Here is a 24957-nt window from a genome sequence, read left to right on the forward strand (position 1 = left end):
CGCTCCCCCTGTCGTCGTCGTGCGACCAGGATATGGACAGCCGCCCGCGAAACCCCGCTTCGGCCTGCGACGATGCCGGAACCTACGTCAAGGAGCTCTGACCCATGTCCTTCCTGGTGATCGGCGAGTGCGTCGCCGACATCGTCCGTGCCCCGGTGGGCTCCGGCGCCGCCGACCGCCTCCACCCCGGTGGCAGTCCCGCCAACGTCGCCTACGGTCTGGGGCGGCTCGGCCGGGATGTCACCCTGCTCACCCAGCTCGCCGACGACCCCACCGGACGGCGGATCGGGGCCCATCTCCGGAGCGCGGGCGTACGGGTGGAGATCGGCGGCGCCCCCGTGCGCACCCCGTCGGCCGTCGTCGGCCTCGACGCGGACGGCCGGGCCACGTACACCTTCGACATCGCCTGGAGCCTGGCGGCCCCCGTGCCGGCCGGGCTCGCACCCGACCATGTGCACATCGGGTCGGTCGCCGCCGTCACCGCACCCGGCGCGGACACGGTCCTCGCCGAGACGGAGCGGCTCCGGGACCGGGCCACCGTCAGTTACGACCCCAACGTACGGCCCGCGCTGATGGGGGAGCACGGCGCCGCCGTCGCCCGCGTCGAGCGCTGCGTCGCCCTCGCCGACCTCGTCAAGGCGAGCGACGAGGACCTGGCCTGGCTCCACCCCGGCGAGGACCCGCGCGCGGTCGCCGCCCGCTGGCTGGCCCTCGGCCCGGCCGTCGTCCTGGTCACCCGGGGCGCCGAAGGCTCGTTCGCCCTCACCCGGAGGGAGGAGGTCACCGTGGACGCGCCCCGGGTCGCCGTCGTGGACACGGTCGGCGCGGGCGACTCCTTCATGTCCGCCGTCCTGGACACCCTCGCCGGGCGGGGGCGGGAGGAGCTCGGCGCCCTCGGCGCCGAGTCCCTCGCGGGGCTCCTGCGGAGGGCGGGCGCGGCGGCGGCCGTGACCGTGTCCCGGGCCGGTGCCCAGCCGCCCGACCGGTCCGAACTGGACGCGGCCGAAGCCTTGTTCGGCCTCAGATCCGGGCGTGCGTCGTGATGTCCGAGGCGAACTGCTCGACCAGCTCGGGGGTGACCGTCGGACGGCACTCGCCGATGGCCGCCAGATAGTCGGCGGTGCTCGCCCCGGGCGCTGCGCCGTCACCGCCCCGGCCGCCGGCCGCGAGGAGATCCCGCTCGAAGGAGGCCTGGGCGGCGATCCGGGCCGCGTGCTCGATGTCGGCGGGGGTGAACAGGTCGCTCGCCAGGACCAGTTCGTCGATGTCGACGTCCGTCCGGCCGTCCGTGTAGCGGGACCAGATCGCCGCTCGCGCCGCCTTGTCCGGCGTACCGATCGGGATGAGGTAGTCGAAACGCCCGGGCCGCAGGAACGCCGGATCGAGGGAGCGGATGGAGTTGGTGGCACAGACGAGCAGCCGCTCGTCCCGCTCCCGGAACCCGGGTATCAGCTTGAGGAGTTCGTTCGTCACCCCGTGCATGCCGCCGGGCTGCGCGGGCTCCGAGCGCACCGGGGCGATCTCCTCGACCTCGTCGATGAAGACGAGCACCCGCTCCAGCTCGGCGATCCGTGCGAACGCGGACCGCAGGGCCGCGGCGAGGTTCCCCTCGTCGGCGAGGCGGGAGGGCAGGATCTCCACGAAGGGCCAGCCGAGCCGTGAGGCGATCCCGCGGGCGAACGTGGTCTTGCCGGTGCCCGGCGGTCCGAACAGGCAGACCGCGCGCGGCGGTCGCACTCCGTGCCGGCCGGCCCGCTCCGGTTCGGCGAGCGGCAGCACCACCCGGCGCTCGATGAGGTCCTTCTCCCGCTCCATCCCGGCGACCTTGGACCACAGGTCGCTCGGGAGCAGCCGCCCGCCCAGCTCGTCGAGGAGTCCGGCGGCAGGCCCGTGCAGCGGCTCCACCTTCTCGAAGTAGGCGACGGCGGGCTGACGTGTGTACCCGGCGTTGAGCAGTCCCTCGCCGAGGAGCTCCTCCTCCGGGAGGACGTACGCGATTCGCCCGACCCTGGCGGCCACGAGCCGCCGTTCCAGCTCCACGAGAAGGGCGCTGGCGAGACCGCGGCCGCGCCACGCGGAGGAGATCGCGACGCGCATCACCCACGCTCGTTCTCCGGAGACGCAGGCGAGCGCGGCGCCGATGGGCTTGCCCTGGTGGACGGCGACCACGGCGGGCTGGCGGCTGGTGAGGGCGCCGATGCACTCGGCCAGCGAGAACACGGACTCCTGGCCGAGTTCGGCCGTGGTGTCGATCAGATGGACGACGGCGGCGAGATCGCTCTCGCGGTAGTCGTGGATGTGCCAGTTCACCGGTGGTACCGCCCCTCGTTGGTGCCGTTGCGGCGAGGCTAGGCGGGCTCCCGGGCGCGGGTCGTGCGCCATCCTGCACAAGGGGGTACGGGCGAACGCGCCGTGGCGGCTCTATGCGGAGCGGTGCCGGGGAACGCGGAAGGCCCCCGGAGTTTCCTCCGGGGGCCTTCCGCGTACGAACGACGCCTCAGGGGTCCGGGCGTTCAACAGCCCGGGGGCTTCGGCGGACCGGGCCTTCGGCAGGCCGGGACGGTCAGTAGGCCGGGGCCAGCTTCGGGTTCGGGCCGTGCTCGTTCTCGTGCTGGTCGCCCTCGGTGGCGGCGAAGACGATGAGGATGATGGCGCCCACCAGCGGGATCAGGCCGATGAGGATCCACCAGCCGGAGCGGTTGGTGTCGTGCAGGCGGCGGATGGTCACACCGAGGGACGGCAGGAAGACGGCCAGCGAGTACAGCGTGCTCAGCAGCGAGAAGTCGAGCGCCACACCGATCACGGCGAGCACGATCGCGATGATGATGTTGAACAGCTCGAACATCCAGAATTCCTTGCGGCGCGCCCGGCCGCTGAAGACCGCGTACTTCTTGATGACGTCGAGGTACCAGTTCACTTTGTCCCCCCAAGGACTGGGTATGCGTACGGGAGCCTGTCCCTGTGGAGCAAGCTTTACGCAGAACTTAGGTGGCTGAAACCACATGGGTCAATTCGTTACCGGCCGGTGCCCGTTCCGGATCCGTATAGAGCGAACGGCGGCGCCTCCGGGAGTGGAGGGCCGCCGTTCCGGGAGAGGATCAGAAGATCACGTCCTTCTCTTGCTCATGAGCAGTCCGCCGGCCGTGAGCGAGAACAGGCAGACGCACGCACCGGTGATCACGTTGCTGAGGACGGTGCCGGTGTCGGGACTCTGTCCGACCACCCACGGGGCGACGATCAGCCACGCGCCCATCAGCAGGACGACGAAGTTCAGGTCCTGCGACCGCTCCGGCACCAGCGACATGCACAGGCCGAGGACCGCGAGGGCGATACCGACGACCAGGTTGCTGATGGCGAGAGCGGGCTGGGTCGCGGAGAAGTGGACCGTCCACGCGGAGATCGCGGCATAGATGCCGGCGAGGATCACGAGTTCCTCGACAGCCGTGACACCTCGGGTCCGGAGCATACGGGCATATCGGTCCCGCATTTCCGGCGCGTCCGGGTGTCCCGCGATATCACCAGGACGGTGAGAGACGTCGGCCATACGACTCGCCTCCTTCTGGCGTCATGCACCTGTGAGCGCACGTGCGGCACATGATGCCGCTGCTTCATTGTGCGCTTATCTGGCCTTTATGTGTAGGTCTGCCCGTTAAGGGGTGCGCACAGAATTCGAGCCTCGGATGTGCGGGGAACCACCAAAAGGCGATCTCTGTTCAACAGAAAGTGCGGTGCGGAAGGGAACGGAACGACGCATTGTCATGCGCGGCGCCGAGTGGTGTTCGAGGCGTAGCCTGGAAGTGGACTCGGGGACCGACCCCTCCACCGCCGGGAGCGGATGATGACCGGCATTGTGAAGAAGAGTTTCGACGCGGCGGACGAGACCCGCCCCTTCGAGGACGGCAAGGGCAGGCTCGACCTGGTCACCGGCGAGCGCGGCGCGGTCGGGCGCGCGGTGTTCGAGCCCGGCTGGCAGTGGTCCAAGCACATCAAACCGCTCGCCGGCACCGACAGCTGCGAGGCCTCGCACGTCGGATACGTCGTCAGCGGCCGGATGAAGGTCGTCATGGACGACGGTGACTCGACGGAGTTCGGGGCGGGGGACTACATGGAGGTCAAGCCCGGTCACGACGCCTGGGTGATCGGTGACGAGCCCTGCGTCGCCGTGGACTGGACGGGCTTCGTCGACTACGCGCGCCCGACCGGCTCCTGACGGCACCACGCCCGGGGCCGAAGCGCCGGGCCGACCCGCGACTCGGCACCCGCCCGGGGCCGAAGCGCCGGGCCGACCCGCCCCAGCGCGTCGCCATCGCTCCGGGTCGGCGCCCACGCGCCGATCCGGAGCAGCGGTGCGCGCTCGGCGTCGTCACACGGAGGCGGGCTCCTCCGTGGAGCTGCCCGAGGCGATGCCGAACGCCGGGTCCGGGACGGACTCGGGGGCGAGCAGGACCGAGGACGTGCCGTCCACGCCGACCGGCACGTCACCGTCGATGGTCACGCGGCGCAGCTTGCGCACGTGGTCGTCGGAGTCGTCCACGCCGTAGTGCTGGGTGGCGCGGTTGTCCCAGATGGCCACGTCTCCGACCTGCCACTGCCAGCGCACGGTGTTCTCCGGGCGCTCGACGTGCGACTGGAAGAGGCCGAGGAGCGCGCGGGAGTCGGCGCCCGTCAGCCCGCTGATCCGCTGGACGAAGTTGCCGAGCAGCAGCGTCCTCTCGCCGGTCTCGGGGTGGACCCGTACGACCGGGTGCTCGGTGAGGAACTTCGTCGAGGCGAAGATCTCGCGGAAGCGTGCGAGCTGCTCGGGCAGGACGCCCGGGCGCAGCGCGGCGTAGTCGTAGTCGTTGGAGTGCACGGCGCGCAGGCTGTCGGCGAGGGCGCGCAGCGGCTCGGGGAGGTTCGCGTACGCGGTCGCCGTGTTGGCCCACAGGGTGTTGCCGCCGTACGGCGGGATGACGACCGCGCGCAGGATGGAGAAGGCGGGGTAGGCGGGCACGAAGGTGACGTCGGTGTGCCACTGGTTGGCCCGGCCGCCGTAGTCCGAGTCGATCGGGAAGGAGTATCGGCCGTCGGCGGAGGGGACGGTGGGGTGGGCGACGGGCGTGCCGAGGAGCCGGCCGAAGGCCTCGTGGGCCTCCTCGTCCAGGTGGTCCTGGTCGCGGAAGAAGACGACCTTGTGGGCGAGGAGCGCCGCGCGGATCTCGGCCACGGTCTCGGCGGGCAGGTCGCCGCCTAGGCGGACGCCGGAGATGACGGCGCCGAGGCGTCCGCCGACCTTCTGGACGGTGAGGGTGCTGGTCGCGGTCGACATGGCGGGTCCTTTCGTGGGGCCGGGGAGGGCCCGGTCGTAATTAATTTCGCAGCGGAATTAATGAAGCTGTGCGGGGTCCCGTGGGGGCCCGTGGGGCAGACGGGACCCACCGCGATCCGTGTGGTCCCGAGAGATCTGTGGGATCCCGAGAGGCTGGGGGATCCCGAGAGATCGGTGGGATGCCGTGAGTCTCTCCGGAGGGTCACCGGAGTCGAGGTGGGTCAGGCGGTGGGGCGAGGCCCGCGAGGCCCCGACGGGACGTGACCTGCCGAACGGCGGGCGGGGAGCCCCGCGGATCGGGCGAGAGGTGCGGAGGCGGGACCGGGGGAGCCGATCACGCGAGGGGTCGCGAGGATCAGGCGCCGGAGACGGCGGTACAGGAGGAGGTCGCGAACATGTCCCGGAGACTCGCAGCGGCCGCCACCGGACGTCAAGCGCCCGTCCGCTCCCCGGGCGACCGCCACCGATGGTTGAATCGGCGCCTGCGCGGCCCGGCCACCCCGGTCCGCCGCGCCCCGCCCAACCGGCCTTGACCTGCGGTGTCTTCCCGCCACGGGCGGGGCGGGCCGAGCACGGTGCCGGGGCGCGCGGCAGGCCGACGGTCCCGGCGGCGACCGCCCCGGGAATTCACATCGCCGCAACAGTGACCGGAACCAGTGACCAGAGAGGCACCCATGACGAGGAACTCCCCCCACGCTCCCCGGATGGCGGGCGACGGCCGGCGCGAGGCCAACGCCGCCACCGTCCTGCGCACCGTCCTCGACCACGGACCGGTGGCCCGCGGCGCCGTCGCCAAGCTCTCCGGCCTCAGTCCCGCCGCCGTCTCGCGCCAGGCCACCGACCTCACCCGGCTCGGCCTCCTGCGCGAGCTGCCCGAGCTGGCCGGAGGCGGGGGAGTGGGGCGGCCCCAGATCCCCGTCGACCTGCACATCGGCGCCTCCGGCGGGCCGGTCGCCGGAGGCGTCCACCTCGGTGTCCCCGGCTCGACCTTCGCCCTGGTCGATCTCCGCGGACAGGTCCTGGCCCACCGGACGTACCCCCACGACGGCATCGCGCCGGACAGGCTGCCCGGCGCCGTCGCCCGCGAACTGAGCGGATTCCTGGACGCGCACACCCGAGGGCGCCCCCTGCTCGGCGTCGGCGCCGCGGTCGGCGGCTGGGTGGACCCCGCCGAGGGGGTGGTCGTCCGCCACCAGGCCCTGGGCTGGCGCCGCCGTCCGCTTGCCGCCGAACTCTCCCGCGGCCTCGGCGGGCGCACCGTGCGCCTGGACAACCACGCCCGTTCCATCGCCCAGTCGGAGATCCTCTTCGGCCGCCCGGCCGCCCGCCGGAGCCTGGTCCACCTCTTCGTCGGCAACGTCGTCGACGCGGCCGTCGGGCTCGGCGGGATCGTCCACCAGGGGCCCGGGGCGGCGGCCGGTGACGTGGCACACCTGCCCGTACCGGACTCCACGGTCCCCTGCCCGTGCGGGCGTTCGGGCTGCCTGGAGGCGACCGCCTCGAACACGGCCCTCGGCCGCACCGCCGTCCGGCGCGGGATCGTGCCCGAGCCGGACACCTTCCTGGTCGTGGACGCGGCGGCCGCGGGGGACCGGCGGGCCGACCGTCTGCTGCGCGAGCGCGCCCGCGCGGTGGGCCGCGCCGTGGCCCTCCTGCTCGACGTCCTCAACCCCGATCTGGTCGTCGTGACGGAGCAGTCGAGCGTCCTCGAACCGGAGTACCTGGAGGAGATCCGGGGGGCCGCGATCGACCTCTCGCACGTCTGTGACGATCCCGAACGCATCGTCAGTCCACATGCTGGACCAGCCACGCTGCCCGTCGCGGCAGGCACGGTTCTGCTGAATCCGCTGTTCAGAAGGCCTCTTGAGACGACCGAGGAGCTGCTCGCGCTGGAGGGCGAGAGGTGATGTCGTCTCAGAATGCGGTCAGGCGCGGTTGACCGCCCCGCGAAGCCGCTGTCATATTGCTCCCGTGAATCCGGACATGAGCCTCATCTCCCGCAGGCACGTCGACCTCTGTCGACAGGCCAGCGCGGTCTGTGCCGTCCGCGTCTGACCCAGGCGCCGGCCACCGCGCCGGCCACGCCTACCCCGTTCCGGCTCCGCCGAGGGCGGGCCGCCCGTCCGCGCTCCGCTGACGGACCGCGCCCCTGCCGTCCCGGCCGCCGCACCGGTCGCCTCCTTCGCGCGACGCGCCGTCCCGCGTCCATCTGCCGCGCCACGCATGCCCGGACCTCCGGCGACCTCCCGAGCTCCCTTCCGGCTCCCTCCCGCTTTTTCCTCCTCCTTTTCCTTCCGCAGCGGAACGAATCAACGCGCCCCGTGCGCCTCCGCTCTCCCTTCACAGGCAGGCACCGATGACCGAGCTGTCCCCCTCCACACCCACCGCCCTCTCCCGGCGCACCACCCTGCGCGCCGCGGGCGGAGGCACCCTGCTGCTCGGTCTCGGCCTCACGGGCTGCCGCTCGGCGGTCTCCGAGACCGAGGCGCCCGCCGCGAAGGCCGGTACCGGGCCCCGCCGCGGCGGCACCCTCACCGTCGCCATCAACTCGGACTTCACGCCCAGCCTGCTCTTCGCCCAGAGCGGCCAGTCGCTCCAGCAGCGGCTGATCTACAACACGCTCACCCGCTACGACGACCAGCTGAAGCCGCAGCCCGAACTCGCCACCTCCTGGGAGTACGCCGAGGACGGCCGCAGCATCACCCTCAAGCTCCGCACCGGCGTCACCTACCACGACGGCCGCCCCTTCACCGCCGACGACGTCGTCTTCGCGGTCAGGAACCTGCAGAACCCGCTCAGGGCAGCCCAGTTGAGGGCCACGGCCGCCGCCGTCACCGGATTCGAGAAGCGCGGCGACCACGAACTCGTCCTCAAGCTCGCCCATCCGGTGAACAACCTCTTCGACCTCTTCGAGTTCATGATCCTCACCGACCGGAACAGCGTCGAGGACGCCGTCACCGGCAAGAAGCTCAACGGCACCGGCCCGTTCAAGCTCACCAAGTGGAGCCCCGGCACCGGCCTCAGCTTCACCCGCCACGAGAAGTACTGGCAGCCCGAGCGCCCCTACCTCGACGCCGTCGAGTTCCGGGTCGTGCCGCAGGCGGACGCCCTGCTCTCCTCGCTGCGCACCGGCCAGTCCCAGCTCTCCTTCAGCGTCCCCGGCAGGAACCTCCCCGTCATCGCCTCCACCCCCGAACTCGCGATCAGCGAGTACACCACCGGAGGCGGAGCCTTCTACCTCGGCGTCAACACCACCGTGGCTCCGCTGAACAACAGGACCGTCCGGCAGGCCCTGGCCTGGGGCATCGACCGCGAGCGCATCCTCAAGCAGGTCCTCGGCGGCTACGGACTCGCCTCCGCCACCCCCTGGCCCAAGTCCTCGCCCGCCTTCAGCGAGGCCGGCCGCACCCACTACACGTACGACCCCGGCAAGGCCCGCGAGCTCCTCAGGTCCGCCGGTCACCCCAAGCTCGACCTGCCGCTGCTCCACATCAACCTGCCCGGCGACACCGCCGTCGCCGAGGCGATCCAGTACGACCTCAAGCAGATCGGCGTCCAGGTCACCCTCCAGCCCACCGACCCGGCCACCGCCCAGAAGAACCTCATCTCCCAGTCCATGCCCGGCCTGTGGACCATGAGTCACGGCTTCGCCCAGGTCCAGCCCTCCACCCTCGCGGTGAGCGCCTACCCCTTCAACGAGGCCAAGAACACCTCCAGGTTCCGCTCCGCCGCCTACACGAAGGTCGTCCGCGAAGCCTGGACCAGCCCCGAGACCGGCGCCCGTGCCAACGCGCTGCGCCGGCAGATCACCGACACCCTCCTCGACGAGGCGTTCATCATCGACCTCGTCATCCGGGGTGCCGTCCAGGTCTCCTCGAAGAAACTGCACGGCGTCACCCTCAACAAGTTCGCCTACCTCAACCTCGACGACGCCTACCTGGCGGGCTGAGATGCGCGGCTATCTGCTGCGGAGGCTCCCCTCCGCCCTCCTCGTCCTCCTCGTCGCCTCCTTCCTCGTCTTCGCGCTCCTCCGTCTCGTCCCCGGCGACCCCGCCGCCGTCCTCGCCGGACCCGACGCGAGCCCCGAGACCGAGGCGGCCATCCGGGCCCGCCTCGGCCTCGACGCACCCCTGCTCACCCAGTACGTCCAGTGGCTCGGCGACCTCGTCACCGGCGACCTCGGACCGTCGTACGCGATCGGCGGGCAGACCGCCGACCTCATCGGCGACGGCCTCGGCGCCACCGTCGAACTCACCCTCGGCGCCCTGTTCCTCGTCGTCGTCCTCGGCGCCGCCTTCGGCATCCTCGGGGCGACCTCCCGCAACCGCTGGATCCTCGGCACCGTACGGATCCTCACCACCGGGGCGCTCGCCGTCCCGCCGTTCGTCACCGGCGTCCTCCTCGTCCTGCTCTTCTCCGTCCTCCTCGGCGTCCTGCCCCCGGGCGGCCGCGTCCCGCTCCTCACCGCCCCCGACCTCGGCGTCCAGTACCTGCTGCTGCCCGCCCTCTGCCTCGCCCTGCCCAGCGCCGCAGTCCTCGGCCGCTACCTCAAGGACGGCATCGAACGCGCCCTCGGCGAGGACTACGTCCGCACCGCCACCGCCGCCGGCATCGCCCCCCGCCGCCTGCTCTGGCGGCACGCCCTGCCCAACGCCCTGCCGCCCGTCGTCACCCTCCTCGGCATGCAGACCGGCAACCTCCTCGGCGGCGCCGTCCTCGTCGAGGCGATCTTCGCCTGGCCCGGCCTCGGCCAGCTCGCCGAACAGGCCCTGGTCCGCCGCGACTACCCCGTCGTACAGGACCTCCTGCTGCTCCTCGTCACCGTCTTCGTCCTCGTCCAGCTCTTCACCGACCTCGTCCACGCCTGGCTCGACCCCCGGATCAGGTGGGAGTGACCATGCCGACTCACACCGTCAAGCCGTCCCCGGCCACCGCCGGAACGACCCCGGCCCGCAGGACCCCTCACCCCTACCGGGCCGCCCTCGCCACCGTCCGCGGCCGCACCGGACTCGCCCTCGTGGGGCTCGTCGTCCTGGCCGGGCTCCTCGCCCCGCTCCTCTCCGGACACGGCCCCACCGACCAGAGCGCCCTCGCGCTCGCCGGACCCGGCACCCCCGGCCACCCGCTCGGCACCGACGACCTCGGCCGCGACCTGCTCTCCCGCCTGCTCCACGGCATCCGCGCGGACCTCGCCATCATCGCCGTCGCCGTCCCGCTCGGCGCCGTCCTCGGCTGCCTGTTCGCGCTGGCCGCCGCCGCGCACCCGGTCGCCGACACCGTCGTCCAGCGCGTCTTCGACCTGGTCCTCGCCTTCCCCGGGCTGATCCTGGCGCTCGCCATCACCGCCGTCCTCGGTCCCGGCAGGCTCCCCGTGATCATCGTCATCGCCCTCGCCGAGATCCCCGTCTTCGGACGGCTCCTGCGCACCGGCATCCTCGTCCAGCGCGGCCGGGAGTACGTGACGGCCGCCCGCGTCGGCGGCACCTCGGGCAGCCGGATCCTCACCCGGCACATCCTGCCCAACGCCGCCGACCCGCTCGTCGTCCAGATCGCCGTCTCCCTCACCGTCGCCGTCTTCATCGAAGGCGCGATGAGCTTCCTAGGGGTGGGGGTCCGGCCTCCCGAACCCACCCTCGGGGCGGTCCTCAGCCAGTCGATGCCCTACCTCGCCCAGGCCCCGCACTTCGCGGCCGGACCGCTCGTGACCGTGACCGCGCTCGTCCTCGGCCTCTCCCTGACCGCCGAGGCACTGAACCGGGAGATACGCCGATGACCACCCCACCGCTCCTCGACGTCCAGGGCCTCGACGTCGAGTTCACCACCCCCGACGGAGGGACGCTGCACGCCGTCCGGGACGTGTCCTTCACACTCCGCCGGGGCGAGACCCTCGCCGTCGTCGGCGAGTCCGGCTCCGGCAAGTCCACCACCGCCCTCGCCCTGCTCGGGATGCTGCCCGGCACGGGCCGCGTCGCCGGCGGAACCGTCCGCCTCGACGGGGAGGACCTCGTCACGGCGGGGGAGGAACGGCTCCGGGCCGTCCGCGGCGTCCGTGTCGGCATGATCTTCCAGGACCCGATGACGGCCCTCAACCCCGTCCTCACCGTCGGCCGCCACCTCGACGAGGTCCTCCGCGCCCACGCGGGCCGGGACCGCACCACCGGCCGCGACACCACCGGCCGGCCCCCCGGGACCGACCGCCCCGGCACGACCACCGACCGCCCCGGCACGACCTCCGGCCGCGACAAGCCCGCCCGCCGTGACAGGGCCGCCCGGCGCGCCCGTGCCGTCGAACTCCTGCGCCTCGTCGGCATCCCCGACCCCGAGCGCCGACTCGACGACCATCCGCACCAGTTCTCCGGCGGTCAGCGCCAGCGCGTCCTCATCGCCATGGCCCTCGCCGGCGAACCCGACATCCTCCTCGCCGACGAACCCACCACCGCCCTCGACGCCACCGTCCAGGACCAGATCCTCACCCTCCTCGGTGACCTCACCCGTACCACCGGCACCGCCCTCGTCCTGATCACCCACAACATGGGCGTCGTCGCCCGCGCCTGCGACCGCGTCCTCGTCATGTACGGAGGCACGGTCGTCGAGGACGGGCCCACCGCCGAGGTCCTCAGCCACCCCCGGCACCCGTACACCGCCGGTCTCCTCGCCGCCGTACCCCGTCTGTCCGCCCCCTCCGGCACCCGGCTCACCGGCATCCCCGGGACCCCGCCCGACCTCGGCCTGCCGCTCGCCGGCTGCGCGTTCGCCGCCCGCTGCGCGTTCGCCGAGGACCGCTGCCACACCGCCGCACCCCCGCTGGTCGCCCTCACCGACACGGTGCGCGCCGCCTGCCTGCCCGCCGCCGAACGGGACGAGCCGCTCCCGCCGCCCCCGCCGCCCGCCCGTACCGACCGGCCCGCCCCCGGGGCCGTCGTCCTCACCGCCGAAGGGATCCGCAAGACGTACCGGGGACGCGGCCGCCGCTCCTTCACCGCCCTCGACGACGTCTCCCTCACCCTGGCGGCGGGCGAGACCCTCGGCATCGTCGGCGAGTCCGGCTCCGGCAAGTCGACCCTCGCCAGGGTCCTCGCCCACGCCCACCCGGCCGACGCCGGCCGGATCCTCCTCGAAGGCCAGGACGTCACCCGGCCCGGCCGCGCCGAGCTCCACTCCGTACGCCGCCGCGTCCAGATGGTCTTCCAGGACCCGTACGCCTCCCTCAACCCCCGCATGAGCGTGGGCGAGATCGTCGCGGAACCCCTGCGCGCCTTCGGCATCGGAGCCCCGGGGGAGCGGGCCGGGCGGGTCGCGGAACTCCTCCGCCGGGTCGGCCTCGACCCGGCCGCGGCCGACCGGCCCCCGCGCTCCTTCTCCGGCGGTCAGCGCCAGCGCATCGGCATCGCCCGCGCCCTCGCCCCCGAACCGTCCGTCCTCATCTGCGACGAACCCGTCTCCGCACTCGACGTCTCCGTCCAGGCCCAGATCGTCGGCCTGCTCACCGACCTCCAGCGCGACCTGGGTCTCGCCCTCGTCTTCATCGCCCACGACCTGGCCGTCGTCCGCCAGGTCAGCCACCGCATCGCCGTCATGCACGAGGGCCGGATCGTGGAGACCGGCGGCGCCGACGAGCTGTGCGACCACCCCCGCGACCCCTACACGCGCGCGCTGCTCGCCGCCGCGCCCGAACCCGCACCGGTCGCGCCCCCACGCGTCCCCGTCGCGGCCGAGGCGGTGTCCGCGTGAGCGCCTGCTGCACCCCGGGCCGCGCCCGCACGGAAGACGGCGGACAGCCGGAGACCCTCCCGCTCCTTCCGCCGACCACCGCCCGGACCACCCCGAGGCCCCACCCCATGGTGGAGCTGCCGGGCGGAACCTTCCGCATGGGCGACTCCTTCGGCGAGGGATACCCCGCCGACCGTGAGGGACCCGTACGGGAGGTGACCGTCGCGCCCTTCGCGATCGACGCCACCGCCGTCACCAACGCCCGGTACGCCGAGTTCGTCGAGGCCACCGGACACCGCACCGACGCCGAACGCTTCGGCTCCTCCTTCGTCTTCCACCTCCTGGTCCACCCCGCCGCCGACCGCCACGTCCTCGGCCGGGTGCCGCAGGCCCCCTGGTGGCTCGGTGTCGCCGGGGCCGCCTGGCACGCCCCCGAGGGCCCCGGCTCCGACCTCGAAGGCCGCGCCGACCACCCCGTCGTCCACATCAGTCACGGCGACGCCCTCGCCTACTGCGCCTGGGCCGGTGCCCGGCTCCCCACCGAGGCCGAATGGGAGTACGCCGCCCGCGGCGGCCTCGACGGCGCCCGCTACCCCTGGGGCGACGAGTTCACCCCGGGCGGCCGGGAGATGTGCAACACCTGGACCGGCGACTTCCCGCACCGCTCCGAGCGGCCCGGCGGATACATCGGCACCGTCCCCGTCACCGCGTACGCGCCCAACGGCCACGGCCTGTACAACACCTCCGGCAACGTCTGGGAGTGGTGCGCGGACGCCTTCGGCCCGGGCGAGCACGTCATCCGCGGCGGCTCCTACCTCTGCCACACCTCCTACTGCAACCGCTACCGGGTCGCGGCCCGCTCCCACAACACCCCCGACTCCTCGACCGGCCACGGCGGATTCCGCTGCGCCCGCTCGCTGCCCCCGGAAGGACCCGCTCCCGCATGACCACCGGCCCCCACCGCGACGCGCCCCTGCCCGGCCCCGCCCGCCGCGACCCCTACGAGGGCTTCGCCGGCCGCGTCGGCCGTACCTTCGCCGAGTCCGAACCCGCCTGGCCCACCCGTACCACCCCGCCCGCCAAGGCCCCCAACATCGTCGTCGTCCTCGTCGACGACATGGGCTTCAGCGACATCGGCCCCTTCGGCTCCGAGATCCCCACACCGGTCCTCGACGGCCTCGCCGACGACGGCGTGCGGCTCACCAACTACCACACCATGCCGCTCTGCTCACCCGCCCGCGCCGCCCTGCTCACCGGCCTCAACCCGCACCGCGTCGGCTACGCCATGGTCGCCAACTCCGACCCCGGCTTCCCCGGCTACGGCATGGAGATCGCCGACGACATCCCCACCCTCGCCGAACTCCTCCACGACGCCGGCTACGCCACCTACGCCGTCGGCAAGTGGCACCTCGTCCGCGACTCCGCCTCCAACGCGTCCGACCACCGGGGCAACTGGCCCCTCCAGAAGGGCTTCGACCAGTACTACGGCGTCCTGGAAGGGCTCACCAGCCTCTTCCACCCGCACCAGCTCGTCCGGGACAACAGCCCCCTCGACATCGACGAGTTCCCCGACGACTACTACTACACCGACGACATCACCGACCAGGCGATCTCCATGGTGAAGTCGCTGCGCGCCCACGAGCCCGACAAGCCCTTCTTCCTCTACCTCGCCCACAACGCCGTCCACGGCCCCCTCCAGGCCAAGGCCGAGGACATCGCCCGACACCGCGGCCGCTACGACGAGGGCTGGGACGCCCTGCGCGAACGGCGCTTCGCCGCCCAGATCGCCGCCGGCCTCTTCCCGCCCGGCACCGAACTCCCCGCCCGCAACGGCGAGGCCGGACTCGACGTCCCCGCCTGGGACTCCCTGACGGAAAACCAGCGACTGCTCTACGCGCGCTACATGGAGGTGTACGCGGCCCTCGTCGACAACATCGACCAGAACCTCGGCCGCCTCACCGACACCCTCGACGCCCTCGGCGAACTCGACAACACCATCATCGTCTTCACCTCCGACAACGGCGGCACCGGCGAGGGCGGCGCGGAGGGCACCCGCTCCTACTTCAGCCGCTTCGTCCACCACCCCCGCCTCCCCGGCGACTGGGACCCCGACGTCGACCGCGACCCCGAACTCATCGGCGGCCCCCGCAGCCTCGTCCACTACCCCCGGGGCTGGGGCATGGCCTCCAACACCCCGTTCCGCCTCTACAAGGGCCACACCTACGCGGGCGGCGTCCGCGTGCCCTTCGTCCTCTCCTGGCCCGAGGGGGTCAGGGACGGCCGCCTCGCCACCGGGCTGCGCCCCCAGTACCAGTACGTCACCGACATCACCCCCACCCTTCTCGAACTCGCCGGTCTCGCCCGGCCCGAGACCCGCCGGGGCGTCCCCCTCCAGGAACCGGACGGCGTCAGCTTCACCCCCGTCCTCACCGACCCCGCCCACGGCTCGACCCACCCCGAGCAGTACTGCGAGATGACCGGCAACCGCAGCCACTACCGCGACGGCCACAAGCTCGTCACCCTGCACCGGCCCGGCGCCCCCTACGACGACTCCGAATGGGCGCTGTACGACATCCGTACCGACCCCACCGAGATCCACGACCTCGCCGCCGAACACCCCGCGCTCGTCAAGGAGCTCTCCGAGGCCTGGGAGGAGGCCGCCCGGCGCAACGGCGTCTTCCCGCTGCCCGACCACAGCGGCGCCCTCGCCCGCCGCAACCCCGCCGAGGAGCGGCTCGCCCGCCCCCTCACCCTGCTGCCCGGCACCCCGGAACTGGAGCGGTACCGCTCCTCCCGGCTCGTCTCCCTCCGCTCCTTCGAGATCACCGTGGCCGTCGACGAGGCCGGGGACGGTGTCCTCGTCTCCCACGGAGACCAGGGCGGCGGCTACAGCCTGTACGTCGAGAACGGCCGGCTGACCCTCGCGTACAACGAGTACGGCACCCTCCACGAGACCGACGCCGGCCCCCTCGCCCCCGGCCCGCACGAGATCCTCCTCACCGCCGCCGCCGAGGAAGGACTGCGCTGGCGGTTCACCGTCACCGTGGACGGCGAGCACCGCGCCACCCCCGACAGCGTCCACCAGCTCATCGGCATGGCCCCCTTCCAGGGGATCAGCGTCGGCGTCGACCGGAAGTCGCCCGTCTCCTGGCCCGTCCACGAACGCCACCGGTCCTTCCGCTTCACCGGCCGCCTGCGCTCCGTCACCTACCGGCCCGGCGCCCCCGGCCCCGACGCGCCCGAGGCCGTCGCCGCCGCGCTCAAGGAGGCCGCGGCGGCCTTCGAGTAGTCCGGCCCGCGCGCGGGCGGGCGGCGAAACCCCTGGCCGCCCGAGCGGGCCCGCGTCACCATGGCCGTATGACGTTCCAGGATCAGGCCGCCCAGGACCCCGAGGTCGCCGAAGCCGTCGCGGGGGAACTGCGCCTCATGGACCCGGCCGTCCGCGTCTCCCGGTCGCTCGCCGCCGAACTGCTCGACCCTGAGTTCGTCGAGGTCGGTGCCTCCGGCCGGCGCTGGACGTACGAGGAGATGCTCGCCGCGCTCCCCGAGATGGCCGGCAGCACCGAGGACGGGCAGCGGTACGAACCCGCCGGCCTCACCGGCAGCACCCTCGCCCCCGGCCTCGTCCACCTCACGTACGAGACGCTCCACGGCGGCCGCAGGGCCCGGCGCAGCTCGCTCTGGCGCCGCGACCCCGCCGCGCCGGACGGTTCGCGTCTGCGGATGTACTACCACCAGGCCACGCCCGTACCCGAGACGGGCCCTCAGCCGTAGGCGTCGGTGACGCAGTCGACCGCACACCGTCCCTGCTCGTACCGGCGGCGCAGCGCCGCCGCCGCGTGCCGCCGTTCGACCCCGGCGTACCCGTAGCGGTCCTGTGTCGTCCGGACCACGGCCTCGACGGTGACGATCGCCGGTTCACCCGCGCCGGCGGACCGTCGGGCCACCGCGATCACGTGGTCGGCTGCCCTCTGGAGGTCCCGGGCGTACTCCCGCTGGGCCACGGAACGCGCCCGCGAGGCGGCGAACGGGCGTACCGCCCGCCCCTTCCAGCGCACACCGGCGGTCACGAGCAGCGCACCGAACAGGACCACGAGCATCCCCACCACGGCATCGGGGTCCCACCTCATCGCCGGCCGCCTTCCCCCAGGACCAGCCCGGCCGTCCGGGCCTTCCGAGTCTAGGGCTCGGGACGCCCCTCACGCGGCCGTCCGCCGGGAGGGTGTCCGGATGTCGGCCTCCCGGCGGACGGAACGGACGAGGGGCCCGGACGCCCCGCCGGGCGTCCCCGGCCCGGAGCACGCCCGTGGTCCGGGCCGGGGCACGCCCGTGGTCCGGGCGGGGGCCTCCGGTCCGGCGGCTCGGGTGGTCCGGGCCGGAGGCCCCAGGTGGTCCGGTCCGGTGTGCCTGGCCTGTAGTCCCGAGCGTGAGCTCCGGTGTGCCCGGCGGGAAGTCCCGAGCGTGCGCTCCGGCGTCCACCCGTTTTGATGTCGGGGGTCGGCGCGTGGTTGTGTGGCCGGTCGGCGAGAGGGGTACGGCATGACGGGCAGGGCGTCCCTGGGGCGCGACTTCGGGTGGCTGTGGGCGGCGTACGCGGCCGGCACCCTGGGCACCTGGATCGCCTTCAACGCCTTCCCGCTGCTCGCCATCACCGTGCTGCACAAGGGCGCCGCCGAGGTCGCCGCCCTCGCCGCCGTGGGGGCCGCCGTGGGGTCGGCGGTCGCCGTGCCGCTCGGCCCCTGGGTGGAGTTCCGCCGCAAGCGGCCCGTGATGATCGCCATGGACCTCGCGCGGGGCGCGGCGCTGCTGAGCCTCGCCGCCGCCTACGCGCTCGACCGGCTCTCCTTCGTCCAGCTCCTGGCCGTCTCCGTCGTCGTCGCGGCGGCCGACATCACCTTCGGCGCCGCCTCCGGCGCCTTCCTCAAGACCCTCCTGGGGCCGGAGGACCGGCTCGTCGCCCAGGCCAGGTTCGAATCCACGACATGGACCGCGACCGTGCTGGGACCGCCGCTCGGCAGTGGTCTGGTCGCGCTGCTCGGCCCGGTGGCGGTGGTCCTGGCCGACGCCCTGAGCTACCTCCTCTCGGCGGTCGGCATCCGCGCGATCCGGGGGCGCGAGCCCTGGCCGGACCCCGCCCGCGAGAAACGGCCGCCCCTGCGCGCCGGTGATCTCCTCGCGGGCTGGCGGCACATCCTCGCCCACCCCCTGCTGCGTCCGCTGTTCCTCAACACCGTCCTGGTCAACGGCCTGATCATGGCGACCGCGCCGCTCCTCGCCGTCCTGATGCTGGGGCCGCTCGGCTTCGCCCCCTGGCAGTACGGGCTCGCCTTCGCGGTGCCCTGCGTCGGCGGACTCGTCGGCTCGCGGCTCGCCCGGCCGCTCGTGGCGCGCTACGGCCGGCACCGGGTCCTGCTGACCTCGGGGGTGCTGCGCGCCTGCTGGCCCGTCGGGCTGGTCCTCGTCCACCCCGGCGCCGGTGGGCTCCTGCTCGTGATGGTGGTCGAGTTCGCCCTGATCACCTGCTCGGCCGTCTTCGCCCCGGTGCTCGCCGCCCACCGTCTCGACGTGACGGCGACCGACCGGGTCGTCCGTACCCTCACCGCCTGGTCGGTCACCACGAAGGCCTCCGTCGCGGCCCTGACCGCGCTCTGGGGGCTCCTCGGCGCCGCCGTCGGGCCCCGGGCCGCCATCGGCCTCGCCGGTGTCGTGCTGCTCGCGACCCCGCTGCTCCTGCCGCGGAGGGAGCCGTCGGAGGCCACGGAGGCAGTCGGCTGAGGCCGGGGAGGACGGCGGCGGAGGTCACGGAGGCAGTCGCCCGAGGGCGGGGAGGGAGCCGGCTGCTCACGGAGCATTGACACGTGTAAGTTGACGGTGACAGGCTCCCTCCCCGGCCTCGTGCGCCCCCGCGCAGAAGGAGCAGCACTCGATGAGCAGCATCACCGTCACCACCACCCGAGGGCCCGTCCGGGGCGAGCGCCGCGCCGACGGCAGCCTCCGCTTCCTGGGGATCCCGTACGCGCGGCCGCCCGTCGGCGACCTGCGGTTCGCTTCTCCCGTGCCGCCGGAACCCTGGACGGAGCCGCTCGACGCCACCGCGTACGGCCCCACGGCCCAGCGCCGCCCCTTCGCCGAGGTCACCACGATCCCCGAGCCGTCGGTCCCGGGCGCCGGCATCCTCAACCTGAACGTCTTCACGCCCGACACCGCCCCGGCCGCCGCCCTGCCCGTCCTCGTCTGGATCCACGGCGGCGGCTACGTCGCGGGCTCGGCCGCCAGCCCCTGGTACGACGGGGCCGCGTTCAACCGCGACGGCGTCGTCCTCGTCTCCGTCGGCTACCGGCTCGGCATCGAGGGCTTCCTCCACCTGGAGGACGCCCCCGACAACCGGGGCGTACGGGACTGGATCGCCGCCCTGGAGTGGGTCCGGGACACCATCGCGGCCTTCGGCGGAGACCCCGCCAAGGTCACCGTCGCCGGCCAGTCGGCGGGCGGCGGCGCCGTCCAGACCCTGCTCGCGGTCCCGGCGGCCCGTGGCCTCTTCCGGGGCGCCCTCTCCGTCTCGGGCGCCGTCCCGCGGCCCGACGGCCCCGAGGCCGGCCGCGCCGCCGCACGGCTCCTCACCTCCCGCACCGGCGTGCCCGCCACCGCCGCGGCCCTCCGCGACCTCGGCGACGACGAGATCCTCGCCCTCCAGGACCGGCTGGCCGAACCGGGCCCCGACCGCGAGGGCCTGCCGCCGCTCCTCGCCCTCGCCCCCTTCGCCGACGGCGAGCTGATCCCCCTGCCCGCCCTTGAGGCGCTCACGACCGGCGAGGCGGGCGCGGACGTGCCCCTGATGCTCGGCTTCACCGAGCACGAGTTCACGATGTTCCCCGCCCCCGGCCCGGAAGGCCCCCCGCTGCCCGTGCTGCTCGGCGGCCTCGGCCTCGACCCCGGCAGGACGGACGCCCTCGCCGAGGCGTACGCCGAGGGCGGACCGGAGCGGATCTTCGGCCAGGCCCTGACCGACGCGACCTTCCGCGCCCCGAACCTCGCCGTCGCGGACGCCCGGGCGGAGCGCGGCCGCCCCACCTGGCTCTACGAGTTCACCTGGCGCTCACCCGTCGCGGGGCTCGCCTTCCACTGCCTGGACCTGCCGTTCGCCTTCGACCTCCTCCACGCCGAGGGGGTCACGGCCGTCGCCGGGGACGCGCCGCCGCGCGCGCTCGCCGACGCCCTGCACCGGGCCTGGGTCGCCTTCGTGACCGACCAGGACCCCGGCGCCGACTGGCCGCGCTACACCGCGGCCCGACGCGCCACGATGATCTGGGACGCCGAGCCACGGATCGCCCACGACCCCGCGCGCCGGGTCCGCGAACTCTGGCTCGACTGAGCGGCGACGGGCCGCCCCGGGGTGGCCGGCCCCGGGAGGGCGCCGCCCACCCTGGGACTCTCCACCCTGGGACCGTCTGCCCGGGACCCCGAGCGGCGGGGCCGGGGAAGGCCGGGGTCGGGCGGTCGGGCGCGCCGGGCCCGCGTCACACGCTTTTCATGCGCTGTGCATGGTCCGCCGGTACGGGCGCACCGATGATCGACTGCGTGCCAGGGGCGCTACGGCAGGCCCTCGTTCGCCCCTGGCACGCCCGTGCCGTACGTCGCCGGCGCCCCCCACCCCCGCGCAGCCGTCCCGCGACCGCCTCCCCGCCCAAGGAGCCCGCCATGCCCAGCCGCCGCCGCTTCCTCGCCGGGTCCGCCGCCACCCTCGGCCTCGGCGCCCTCCCCGCGACCGCCGTCGCCGAGGCCCAGCCGGCACCGGCACCGGCCGGGAGCGCCGCGGAGCCGACCCGCCCTCCGAACCTCGTCGTCGTGCTCGCCGACGACCTCGGACACGGCGAACTCGGCGCGTACGGCCAGAAGCTCATCGCCACCCCGCGCCTCGACGGACTCGCCGCGGAAGGGCTGCGGTTCACGGACGCGTACTCCACGGCCGCCGTCTGCGCCCCCTCCCGCTGCTCGCTCCTCACCGGTCTGCACACCGGGCACGCGACCGTCCGCGCCAACCCGTCCGGGGCACAGGGCTCCCTGACCGCCGCCGACACCACCTTCGCCCAGGTGCTCAGGGCCCGCGGATACCGCACCGGGGTGATCGGCAAATGGGGCTTCGGGCCGGAGAGCGCCGGTCAGGACAGTCACCCCAACGCCCGCGGGTTCGAGGAGTTCCACGGCTACATCGACCACGGCCACGCCCACCAGTACTACCCCGCGTACCTGTGGCACAACGGCGTCAAGGAGCCCGTCGCCGCCAACGTGGGCGGCGCCAAGGGCGCCTACGCGCCGGAGCTGCTGCGACGGCGGGCGCTCGACTTCCTCGACCGTCACGCGGCCGAACCGTTCCTCCTGCTGCTGACCCCGACCGTGCCCCACGCCCCCAGCGACATCCCCGACCACGGCGCGTACGCCTCCCGGACGTGGAGCGCCGCCAACAAGGGGCACGCCGCCCAGGTGAGCCTCTTCGACGCCCTCGTCGGCGACGTCGTCGACCGGCTGCGGGCCCTCGGCCTGGAGGACGACACGATCCTCCTCGTCACCAGCGACAACGGGCCCCACGAGGAGGGCGGGGTCAACCCCGACCTGTTCGACTCCAACGGCCCGCTGCGCGGCTACAAGCGCAACCTGTACGAGGGCGGCGTCCGCGTCCCCCTCATCGCCTGGGGTCCCGGCCGGGTCCGGACCGGCACGAGCGACCGCCCGACCCCGCTCACCGACCTCCTCCCCACCCTCGCCGAACTCGGCGGCGCTCCCGCCCCCGCCGACGTGGACGGTCTGTCGGTCGCGCCCCTGCTCGCCGGTGGCACGAACGCCGCCCGCCACGACCACCTCTACTGGTTCCGCGACGAGCGCGGTGTCACCTCCCGCGCCGACGCCCAGGACAAGCAGCGGGCCACCTGGCTGGCCGAGGCGCTGCGCAAGGACCGGTGGAAGGCCGTCCGGTTCGCCCCGGTCCGCGACCACGCCCTGCCCGACGACCAGTGGCAGGTCGAGCTGTACGACCTGGCCACCGATGCCGGCGAGAGCTCCGACCTCGCCTCCCGCCACCCCGCCCGGGTCGCCGAACTGGTCGCGCTGATGCGCTCCTCCTGGCAGGACACGTACCCCCGGACCGCGTTCGGTACGACCCTCACCGTGCCGTCCCTCGCCGTCCCGGGCCGGCCCTTCACCGTCACCGCCGCGCTCGCCAACGGCTCCGCGCGGCCCTGGAACTCACCCGCCGTCACCCTGCGCGCACCCGCGGGCTGGACCGTACGGGCCACCACGGCCACCACCGCCGGACAGCTCGCCCCCGGCGGGCGGCTGACGACCGGCTGGCAGGTCACCCCGCCCGCCGGGGCCCCCGCCGCCACCCCGTGGACCCTCACCGCCGAAGGCACCGCCCTCGCCCCGGGAGGCGTCGTACGGTACGAGGACACGGGCCTCGTCACCACCCCGCCCCCGGCGCCCACCCGCGACAGCCACCTCTCCGACCTGCCCTGGATCCATGCCGTCAACGGCTGGGGCCCCGTCGAACGCGACTCCTCCAACGGCAGGAACGCCGCCGGTGACGGCACCCCGATCGCCTTCGGCGGCACCACCTACGCCAAGGGGCTCGGCGTCCACGCCCACAGCGACGTGGCGTTCCACCTCGGCGGCGCCGGGGACCGGTTCACCGCCCTCGTCGGCATCGACGACTTCTCGGCCCGCCAGAGCTCCGCCGGCGGCACCCGCGCCACGGTGTACGGCGACGACCGCGCCCTGTTCACCAGCCCCGTCCTGACCGCCGCCGGCGGCCCCGTCCCGGTGGACGTCGACGTGCGGGGCGTGCGGGTCCTGCGCCTGGAGGTGGCGGACGCCAACGCCAGGACGTCCTTCGACCACACCTCCTGGGCCCTGGCCCGTGTCACGGTCCTCCCGGGGGCGTGAGGCGCCGTCAGTCCTCGGGCGGGACGCAGAGCACCGGGATCGTCGACATGTGCAGGAGCTTGTGGGGCGTCGAGCCCAGGAGGGCGCCCCGCATGGGGCTCTCGCCCCAGCTGCCCACCACGATGACCCGGGCCGCGTGGCGGGTCGCCGCGTCGATCAGGGCCTGGGCCGGCTTCTCGTCGAGCACCTCGACGACGGTCGGCACGCCCGCCCGGTCGGCCTCCGTGACCGCGTGCTCCAGACCGGTGCGGCCCGTCTGGCGGATGGCCTCGTAGTGCGAGCGGTACTCCTCGCCCGTCGGCCCGGGGGCCGCCGCCCCGTAGACCAGCACCAGTCGCTCGTCGAACGCGGCGGCCACCTCGACCGCGATGCGCAGCGCGCGGGCGGCTCCGGGGGACTCGTCGTAACCCAGCACGACCGACATCTCAGCGCTCCTTGCCGTGGACCATGTCGGGGTCGGCCACGCTCGGGCGCTCCTCCCAGAAGGCGGGAGACCGCAGGCGCCACACGATCATGACGATCACTCCGGTGAGGGCGATGCCGATGCCGATGACGAGCGGCGGGCCCAGACCGAACCACGACGTACCGCTGTACGAGTTCTCCGGGTCCGACATGTCGGAGACCGACCTCACCAGGAGCCAGATCAGGAGCCCGGACCCGATCAGCGGACCGAGGCCGATCAGCAGGAAGTTGTGGACGCTCTCCAGGAGGTGCCGCCGGTAGTAGACCGCGCATGCGATGCCCGTGAGCGCGTAGTAGAAGGCGATGAGCAGGGAGAGCGCGGTCAGGGAGTCGAAGAGGGCGTTGGTGCTGATCTGGTTCACCACGAGGTACCAGCCGATGGCGATGCCGGCGACCCACCAGGTGCTCACGTCGGGGGTGCGGAAGCGCGGGCTGATGTGTCCGTAGTGGGCGGGCAGGGCCCGGCGGCGCGCCATGGAGAGCGCCGTGCGCGAGGCCGGGATGATGGTCGTCTGGGTGGAGGCGATGGCGGAGGTCGACACGGCAAGGAGCAGGACCCAGTCCCAGCCGCCCAGGACGTCGGTGGCGAGCTGGGCGAAGATGAACTCCTCCTCGCCCGCGTTCTCCGCCAGGAACGTCGGTCCGGCGTACGCGACGACCGCGAAGCCCACGGACACGTACGTGACGAGGAGGATGACGGTCGACCAGAGCCCCGCCTTGCCGGGGGCGGTCGCGGAGTCCTTGACCTCTTCGGTGAGGTTGACGGCCGATTCCCAGCCCCAGTAGATGAACACGCCGAGCAGCAGACCGCCGGTGAGGGCCGCGCCGCCCGCGCCGAACGGGTTGAGCCAGCCGAGGGCGGGTTCCACGGAGTCGTACGCGCTGGTGCCGGCGTACACCTTGTAGAGCGCCACGCCCACGAAGATCAGCAGGAAGGCGACCTGGGCCAGGATCAGGACGTTCTGCACCTTGGCCGACAGCTCGGTGCCGATGACGCAGACGGCCGTCATCACCAGGATCAGCAGCACGGTGAGCGACTGGCGCACGAAGGCGTTGTCCACCCAGCTGTCCAGGCCGACGGAGAGCAGCGCGAAGCTCACGGCCACGTCCGCGAGCGAGCCGACGACCAGTACGCCGGTCATCGCGATGGCCCAGCCGCCGAGCCAGCCGGCCCACGGCCCCATGGCCCGGGTGACCCAGGAGAACGTCGTACCGCAGTCCTGGTCGACCTTGTTGAGGTAGTAGAACGCCGACGCGATGAGCAGCATCGGGACGAAGGACGCGAACATCACGCCGGGCGCGTAGATCCCGGCGAGGGCGACGATCGGGCCGATGACGGCCGCGAGGGAGTACGCGGGGGACGTCGAGTTGAGCCCGATGACGAGGGCGTCGACGAAACCGATCGCATTGGCCTTCAAACCCGGGGGTCGTCCTTCGGGTGCGGCATCCTCTGCGGTCATGGGTCCCTCGATCCGGGAGAGGTATGCCTTCATCGTAGGGAGGCCCGACCCCGCCCGCACTCCGGCGATAGCATCGCGCAG

21 protein-coding genes are annotated in these 24957 nt (G+C 73.5%); 14 read left to right on the forward strand and 7 right to left on the reverse strand.

The window, feature by feature from the left end:
* Positions 1-104 precede the first annotated feature (104 nt).
* Positions 105-1043 (forward strand): carbohydrate kinase family protein, encoded by a 939-nt coding sequence (locus ACRRSS_RS15690; protein ID WP_435971830.1) that lies wholly within the window; start codon positions 105-107, stop codon positions 1041-1043.
* On the opposite strand, the gene ACRRSS_RS15695 is transcribed toward ACRRSS_RS15690, so the two are convergent.
* The 3 genes from ACRRSS_RS15695 to ACRRSS_RS15705 all read right to left on the reverse strand — a co-directional run bounded on the left by ACRRSS_RS15695 (position 1021) and on the right by ACRRSS_RS15705 (position 3466).
* Complete coding sequence (locus ACRRSS_RS15695) at positions 1021-2310, reverse strand: ATP-binding protein (protein ID WP_435971831.1); 1290 nt, start codon at positions 2308-2310, stop codon at positions 1021-1023. The two genes, ACRRSS_RS15690 and ACRRSS_RS15695, sit on opposite strands and share 23 nt — an antisense overlap.
* 253 nt (positions 2311-2563) lie before the next feature.
* Positions 2564-2917 carry a DUF805 domain-containing protein gene (locus ACRRSS_RS15700; protein WP_435971832.1) on the reverse strand — a complete coding sequence of 118 codons (354 nt, stop codon included), beginning with the start codon at positions 2915-2917 and terminating at the stop codon, positions 2564-2566.
* Between the two features lie 189 nt (positions 2918-3106).
* Positions 3107-3466, reverse strand: a complete 360-nt coding sequence (locus tag ACRRSS_RS15705) for an SPW repeat protein (RefSeq protein WP_435971833.1) — start codon at positions 3464-3466, stop codon at positions 3107-3109.
* A 372-nt stretch (positions 3467-3838) separates the two neighbouring features.
* On the opposite strand from ACRRSS_RS15705, the gene ACRRSS_RS15710 reads away from it, so the two are divergent.
* The gene (locus ACRRSS_RS15710; protein ID WP_435971834.1) at positions 3839-4210 is read left to right on the forward strand and encodes a cupin domain-containing protein; all 372 of its coding nucleotides are present in this window, start codon (positions 3839-3841) and stop codon (positions 4208-4210) included.
* A 153-nt stretch (positions 4211-4363) separates the two neighbouring features.
* Here ACRRSS_RS15710 and ACRRSS_RS15715 read toward each other — a convergent pair whose 3' ends face one another.
* Positions 4364-5308 carry a TauD/TfdA dioxygenase family protein gene (locus ACRRSS_RS15715; protein WP_435971835.1) on the reverse strand — a complete coding sequence of 315 codons (945 nt, stop codon included), beginning with the start codon at positions 5306-5308 and terminating at the stop codon, positions 4364-4366.
* A gap of 674 nt (positions 5309-5982) precedes the next feature.
* Between ACRRSS_RS15715 and ACRRSS_RS15720 the strand changes: the two genes are divergently transcribed.
* From ACRRSS_RS15720 to ACRRSS_RS15760, 9 genes are all read left to right on the forward strand, one after another.
* Positions 5983-7215: an ROK family protein gene (locus tag ACRRSS_RS15720; RefSeq protein WP_435971836.1), complete on the forward strand. Its 1233-nt coding sequence runs from the start codon at positions 5983-5985 to the stop codon at positions 7213-7215.
* 76 nt (positions 7216-7291) lie between these two features.
* Positions 7292-7363: a putative leader peptide gene (locus ACRRSS_RS15725; RefSeq protein ID WP_327166350.1), complete on the forward strand. Its 72-nt coding sequence runs from the start codon at positions 7292-7294 to the stop codon at positions 7361-7363.
* 301 nt (positions 7364-7664) lie between these two features.
* Positions 7665-9257 carry an ABC transporter substrate-binding protein gene (locus ACRRSS_RS15730; RefSeq protein WP_435971837.1) on the forward strand — a complete coding sequence of 531 codons (1593 nt, stop codon included), beginning with the start codon at positions 7665-7667 and terminating at the stop codon, positions 9255-9257.
* Position 9258: 1 nt separating this feature from the next.
* Positions 9259-10203, forward strand: a complete 945-nt coding sequence (locus ACRRSS_RS15735; RefSeq protein ID WP_435971838.1) for an ABC transporter permease — start codon at positions 9259-9261, stop codon at positions 10201-10203.
* 2 nt (positions 10204-10205) lie between these two features.
* Complete coding sequence (locus tag ACRRSS_RS15740; RefSeq protein ID WP_435971839.1) at positions 10206-11081, forward strand: ABC transporter permease; 876 nt, start codon at positions 10206-10208, stop codon at positions 11079-11081.
* Positions 11078-13039: a dipeptide ABC transporter ATP-binding protein gene (locus tag ACRRSS_RS15745; RefSeq protein ID WP_435971840.1), complete on the forward strand. Its 1962-nt coding sequence runs from the start codon at positions 11078-11080 to the stop codon at positions 13037-13039. The genes ACRRSS_RS15740 and ACRRSS_RS15745 overlap by 4 nt, the downstream gene beginning before the upstream one ends.
* A gap of 107 nt (positions 13040-13146) precedes the next feature.
* Entirely contained in the window at positions 13147-13965 is an 819-nt protein-coding gene (locus ACRRSS_RS15750; protein WP_435975346.1) for a formylglycine-generating enzyme family protein, read from the forward strand.
* Positions 13962-16307, forward strand: a complete 2346-nt coding sequence (locus ACRRSS_RS15755) for an arylsulfatase (RefSeq protein WP_435971841.1) — start codon at positions 13962-13964, stop codon at positions 16305-16307. The genes ACRRSS_RS15750 and ACRRSS_RS15755 overlap by 4 nt, the downstream gene beginning before the upstream one ends.
* A 68-nt stretch (positions 16308-16375) precedes the next feature.
* Positions 16376-16792 (forward strand): DUF4440 domain-containing protein, encoded by a 417-nt coding sequence (locus ACRRSS_RS15760; RefSeq protein WP_435971842.1) that lies wholly within the window; start codon positions 16376-16378, stop codon positions 16790-16792.
* Here the strand turns inward: ACRRSS_RS15760 and ACRRSS_RS15765 are convergent.
* A complete protein-coding gene (locus ACRRSS_RS15765; RefSeq protein ID WP_351903076.1) occupies positions 16783-17148 on the reverse strand; it encodes a hypothetical protein in 366 nt (121 codons plus the stop codon). The genes ACRRSS_RS15760 and ACRRSS_RS15765 overlap by 10 nt on opposite strands.
* Before the next feature lie 409 nt (positions 17149-17557).
* Between ACRRSS_RS15765 and ACRRSS_RS15770 the strand changes: the two genes are divergently transcribed.
* The 3 genes from ACRRSS_RS15770 to ACRRSS_RS15780 all read left to right on the forward strand — a co-directional run bounded on the left by ACRRSS_RS15770 (position 17558) and on the right by ACRRSS_RS15780 (position 22954).
* Entirely contained in the window at positions 17558-18793 is a 1236-nt protein-coding gene (locus tag ACRRSS_RS15770; RefSeq protein WP_435971843.1) for an MFS transporter, read from the forward strand.
* A gap of 151 nt (positions 18794-18944) precedes the next feature.
* A complete protein-coding gene (locus ACRRSS_RS15775) occupies positions 18945-20390 on the forward strand; it encodes a carboxylesterase/lipase family protein (RefSeq protein WP_435971844.1) in 1446 nt (481 codons plus the stop codon).
* Between the two features lie 326 nt (positions 20391-20716).
* Positions 20717-22954, forward strand: coding sequence for a sulfatase-like hydrolase/transferase (locus ACRRSS_RS15780; RefSeq protein WP_435971845.1), 2238 nt, complete (start codon positions 20717-20719; stop codon positions 22952-22954).
* A 7-nt stretch (positions 22955-22961) separates the two neighbouring features.
* On the opposite strand, the gene ACRRSS_RS15785 is transcribed toward ACRRSS_RS15780, so the two are convergent.
* Both ACRRSS_RS15785 and ACRRSS_RS15790 read right to left on the reverse strand, forming a co-directional pair.
* A complete protein-coding gene (locus tag ACRRSS_RS15785) occupies positions 22962-23378 on the reverse strand; it encodes a universal stress protein (protein WP_351903064.1) in 417 nt (138 codons plus the stop codon).
* A 1-nt stretch (position 23379) separates the two neighbouring features.
* On the reverse strand, positions 23380-24876 hold the full coding sequence (locus ACRRSS_RS15790; RefSeq protein ID WP_435971846.1) for an APC family permease: 1497 nt from the start codon (positions 24874-24876) through the stop codon (positions 23380-23382).
* Positions 24877-24957: the final 81 nt, after the last annotated feature.

Origin of the sequence: Streptomyces sp. Qhu_M48, assembly GCF_051305195.1 — a bacterium.
GTDB lineage: Bacteria > Actinomycetota > Actinomycetes > Streptomycetales > Streptomycetaceae > Streptomyces.

Excerpts from the sequence above, each read along its gene's own strand:
- ACRRSS_RS15690 (WP_435971830.1), top strand. The coding sequence starts at position 105 with ATGTCCTTCCTGGTGATCGGCGAGTGCGTCGCCGACATCGTCCGTGCC.
- ACRRSS_RS15705 (WP_435971833.1), bottom strand. The coding sequence starts at position 3,466 with ATGCTCCGGACCCGAGGTGTCACGGCTGTCGAGGAACTCGTGATCCTC.
- ACRRSS_RS15710 (WP_435971834.1), top strand. The coding sequence starts at position 3,839 with ATGACCGGCATTGTGAAGAAGAGTTTCGACGCGGCGGACGAGACCCGC.
- ACRRSS_RS15715 (WP_435971835.1), bottom strand. The coding sequence starts at position 5,308 with ATGTCGACCGCGACCAGCACCCTCACCGTCCAGAAGGTCGGCGGACGC.
- ACRRSS_RS15720 (WP_435971836.1), top strand. The coding sequence starts at position 5,983 with ATGACGAGGAACTCCCCCCACGCTCCCCGGATGGCGGGCGACGGCCGG.
- ACRRSS_RS15730 (WP_435971837.1), top strand. The coding sequence starts at position 7,665 with ATGACCGAGCTGTCCCCCTCCACACCCACCGCCCTCTCCCGGCGCACC.
- ACRRSS_RS15735 (WP_435971838.1), top strand. The coding sequence starts at position 9,259 with ATGCGCGGCTATCTGCTGCGGAGGCTCCCCTCCGCCCTCCTCGTCCTC.
- ACRRSS_RS15740 (WP_435971839.1), top strand. The coding sequence starts at position 10,206 with ATGCCGACTCACACCGTCAAGCCGTCCCCGGCCACCGCCGGAACGACC.
- ACRRSS_RS15745 (WP_435971840.1), top strand. The coding sequence starts at position 11,078 with ATGACCACCCCACCGCTCCTCGACGTCCAGGGCCTCGACGTCGAGTTC.
- ACRRSS_RS15750 (WP_435975346.1), top strand. The coding sequence starts at position 13,147 with ATGGTGGAGCTGCCGGGCGGAACCTTCCGCATGGGCGACTCCTTCGGC.
- ACRRSS_RS15755 (WP_435971841.1), top strand. The coding sequence starts at position 13,962 with ATGACCACCGGCCCCCACCGCGACGCGCCCCTGCCCGGCCCCGCCCGC.
- ACRRSS_RS15760 (WP_435971842.1), top strand. The coding sequence starts at position 16,376 with ATGACGTTCCAGGATCAGGCCGCCCAGGACCCCGAGGTCGCCGAAGCC.
- ACRRSS_RS15765 (WP_351903076.1), bottom strand. The coding sequence starts at position 17,148 with ATGAGGTGGGACCCCGATGCCGTGGTGGGGATGCTCGTGGTCCTGTTC.
- ACRRSS_RS15770 (WP_435971843.1), top strand. The coding sequence starts at position 17,558 with ATGACGGGCAGGGCGTCCCTGGGGCGCGACTTCGGGTGGCTGTGGGCG.
- ACRRSS_RS15775 (WP_435971844.1), top strand. The coding sequence starts at position 18,945 with ATGAGCAGCATCACCGTCACCACCACCCGAGGGCCCGTCCGGGGCGAG.
- ACRRSS_RS15780 (WP_435971845.1), top strand. The coding sequence starts at position 20,717 with ATGCCCAGCCGCCGCCGCTTCCTCGCCGGGTCCGCCGCCACCCTCGGC.
- ACRRSS_RS15785 (WP_351903064.1), bottom strand. The coding sequence starts at position 23,378 with ATGTCGGTCGTGCTGGGTTACGACGAGTCCCCCGGAGCCGCCCGCGCG.
- ACRRSS_RS15790 (WP_435971846.1), bottom strand. The coding sequence starts at position 24,876 with ATGACCGCAGAGGATGCCGCACCCGAAGGACGACCCCCGGGTTTGAAG.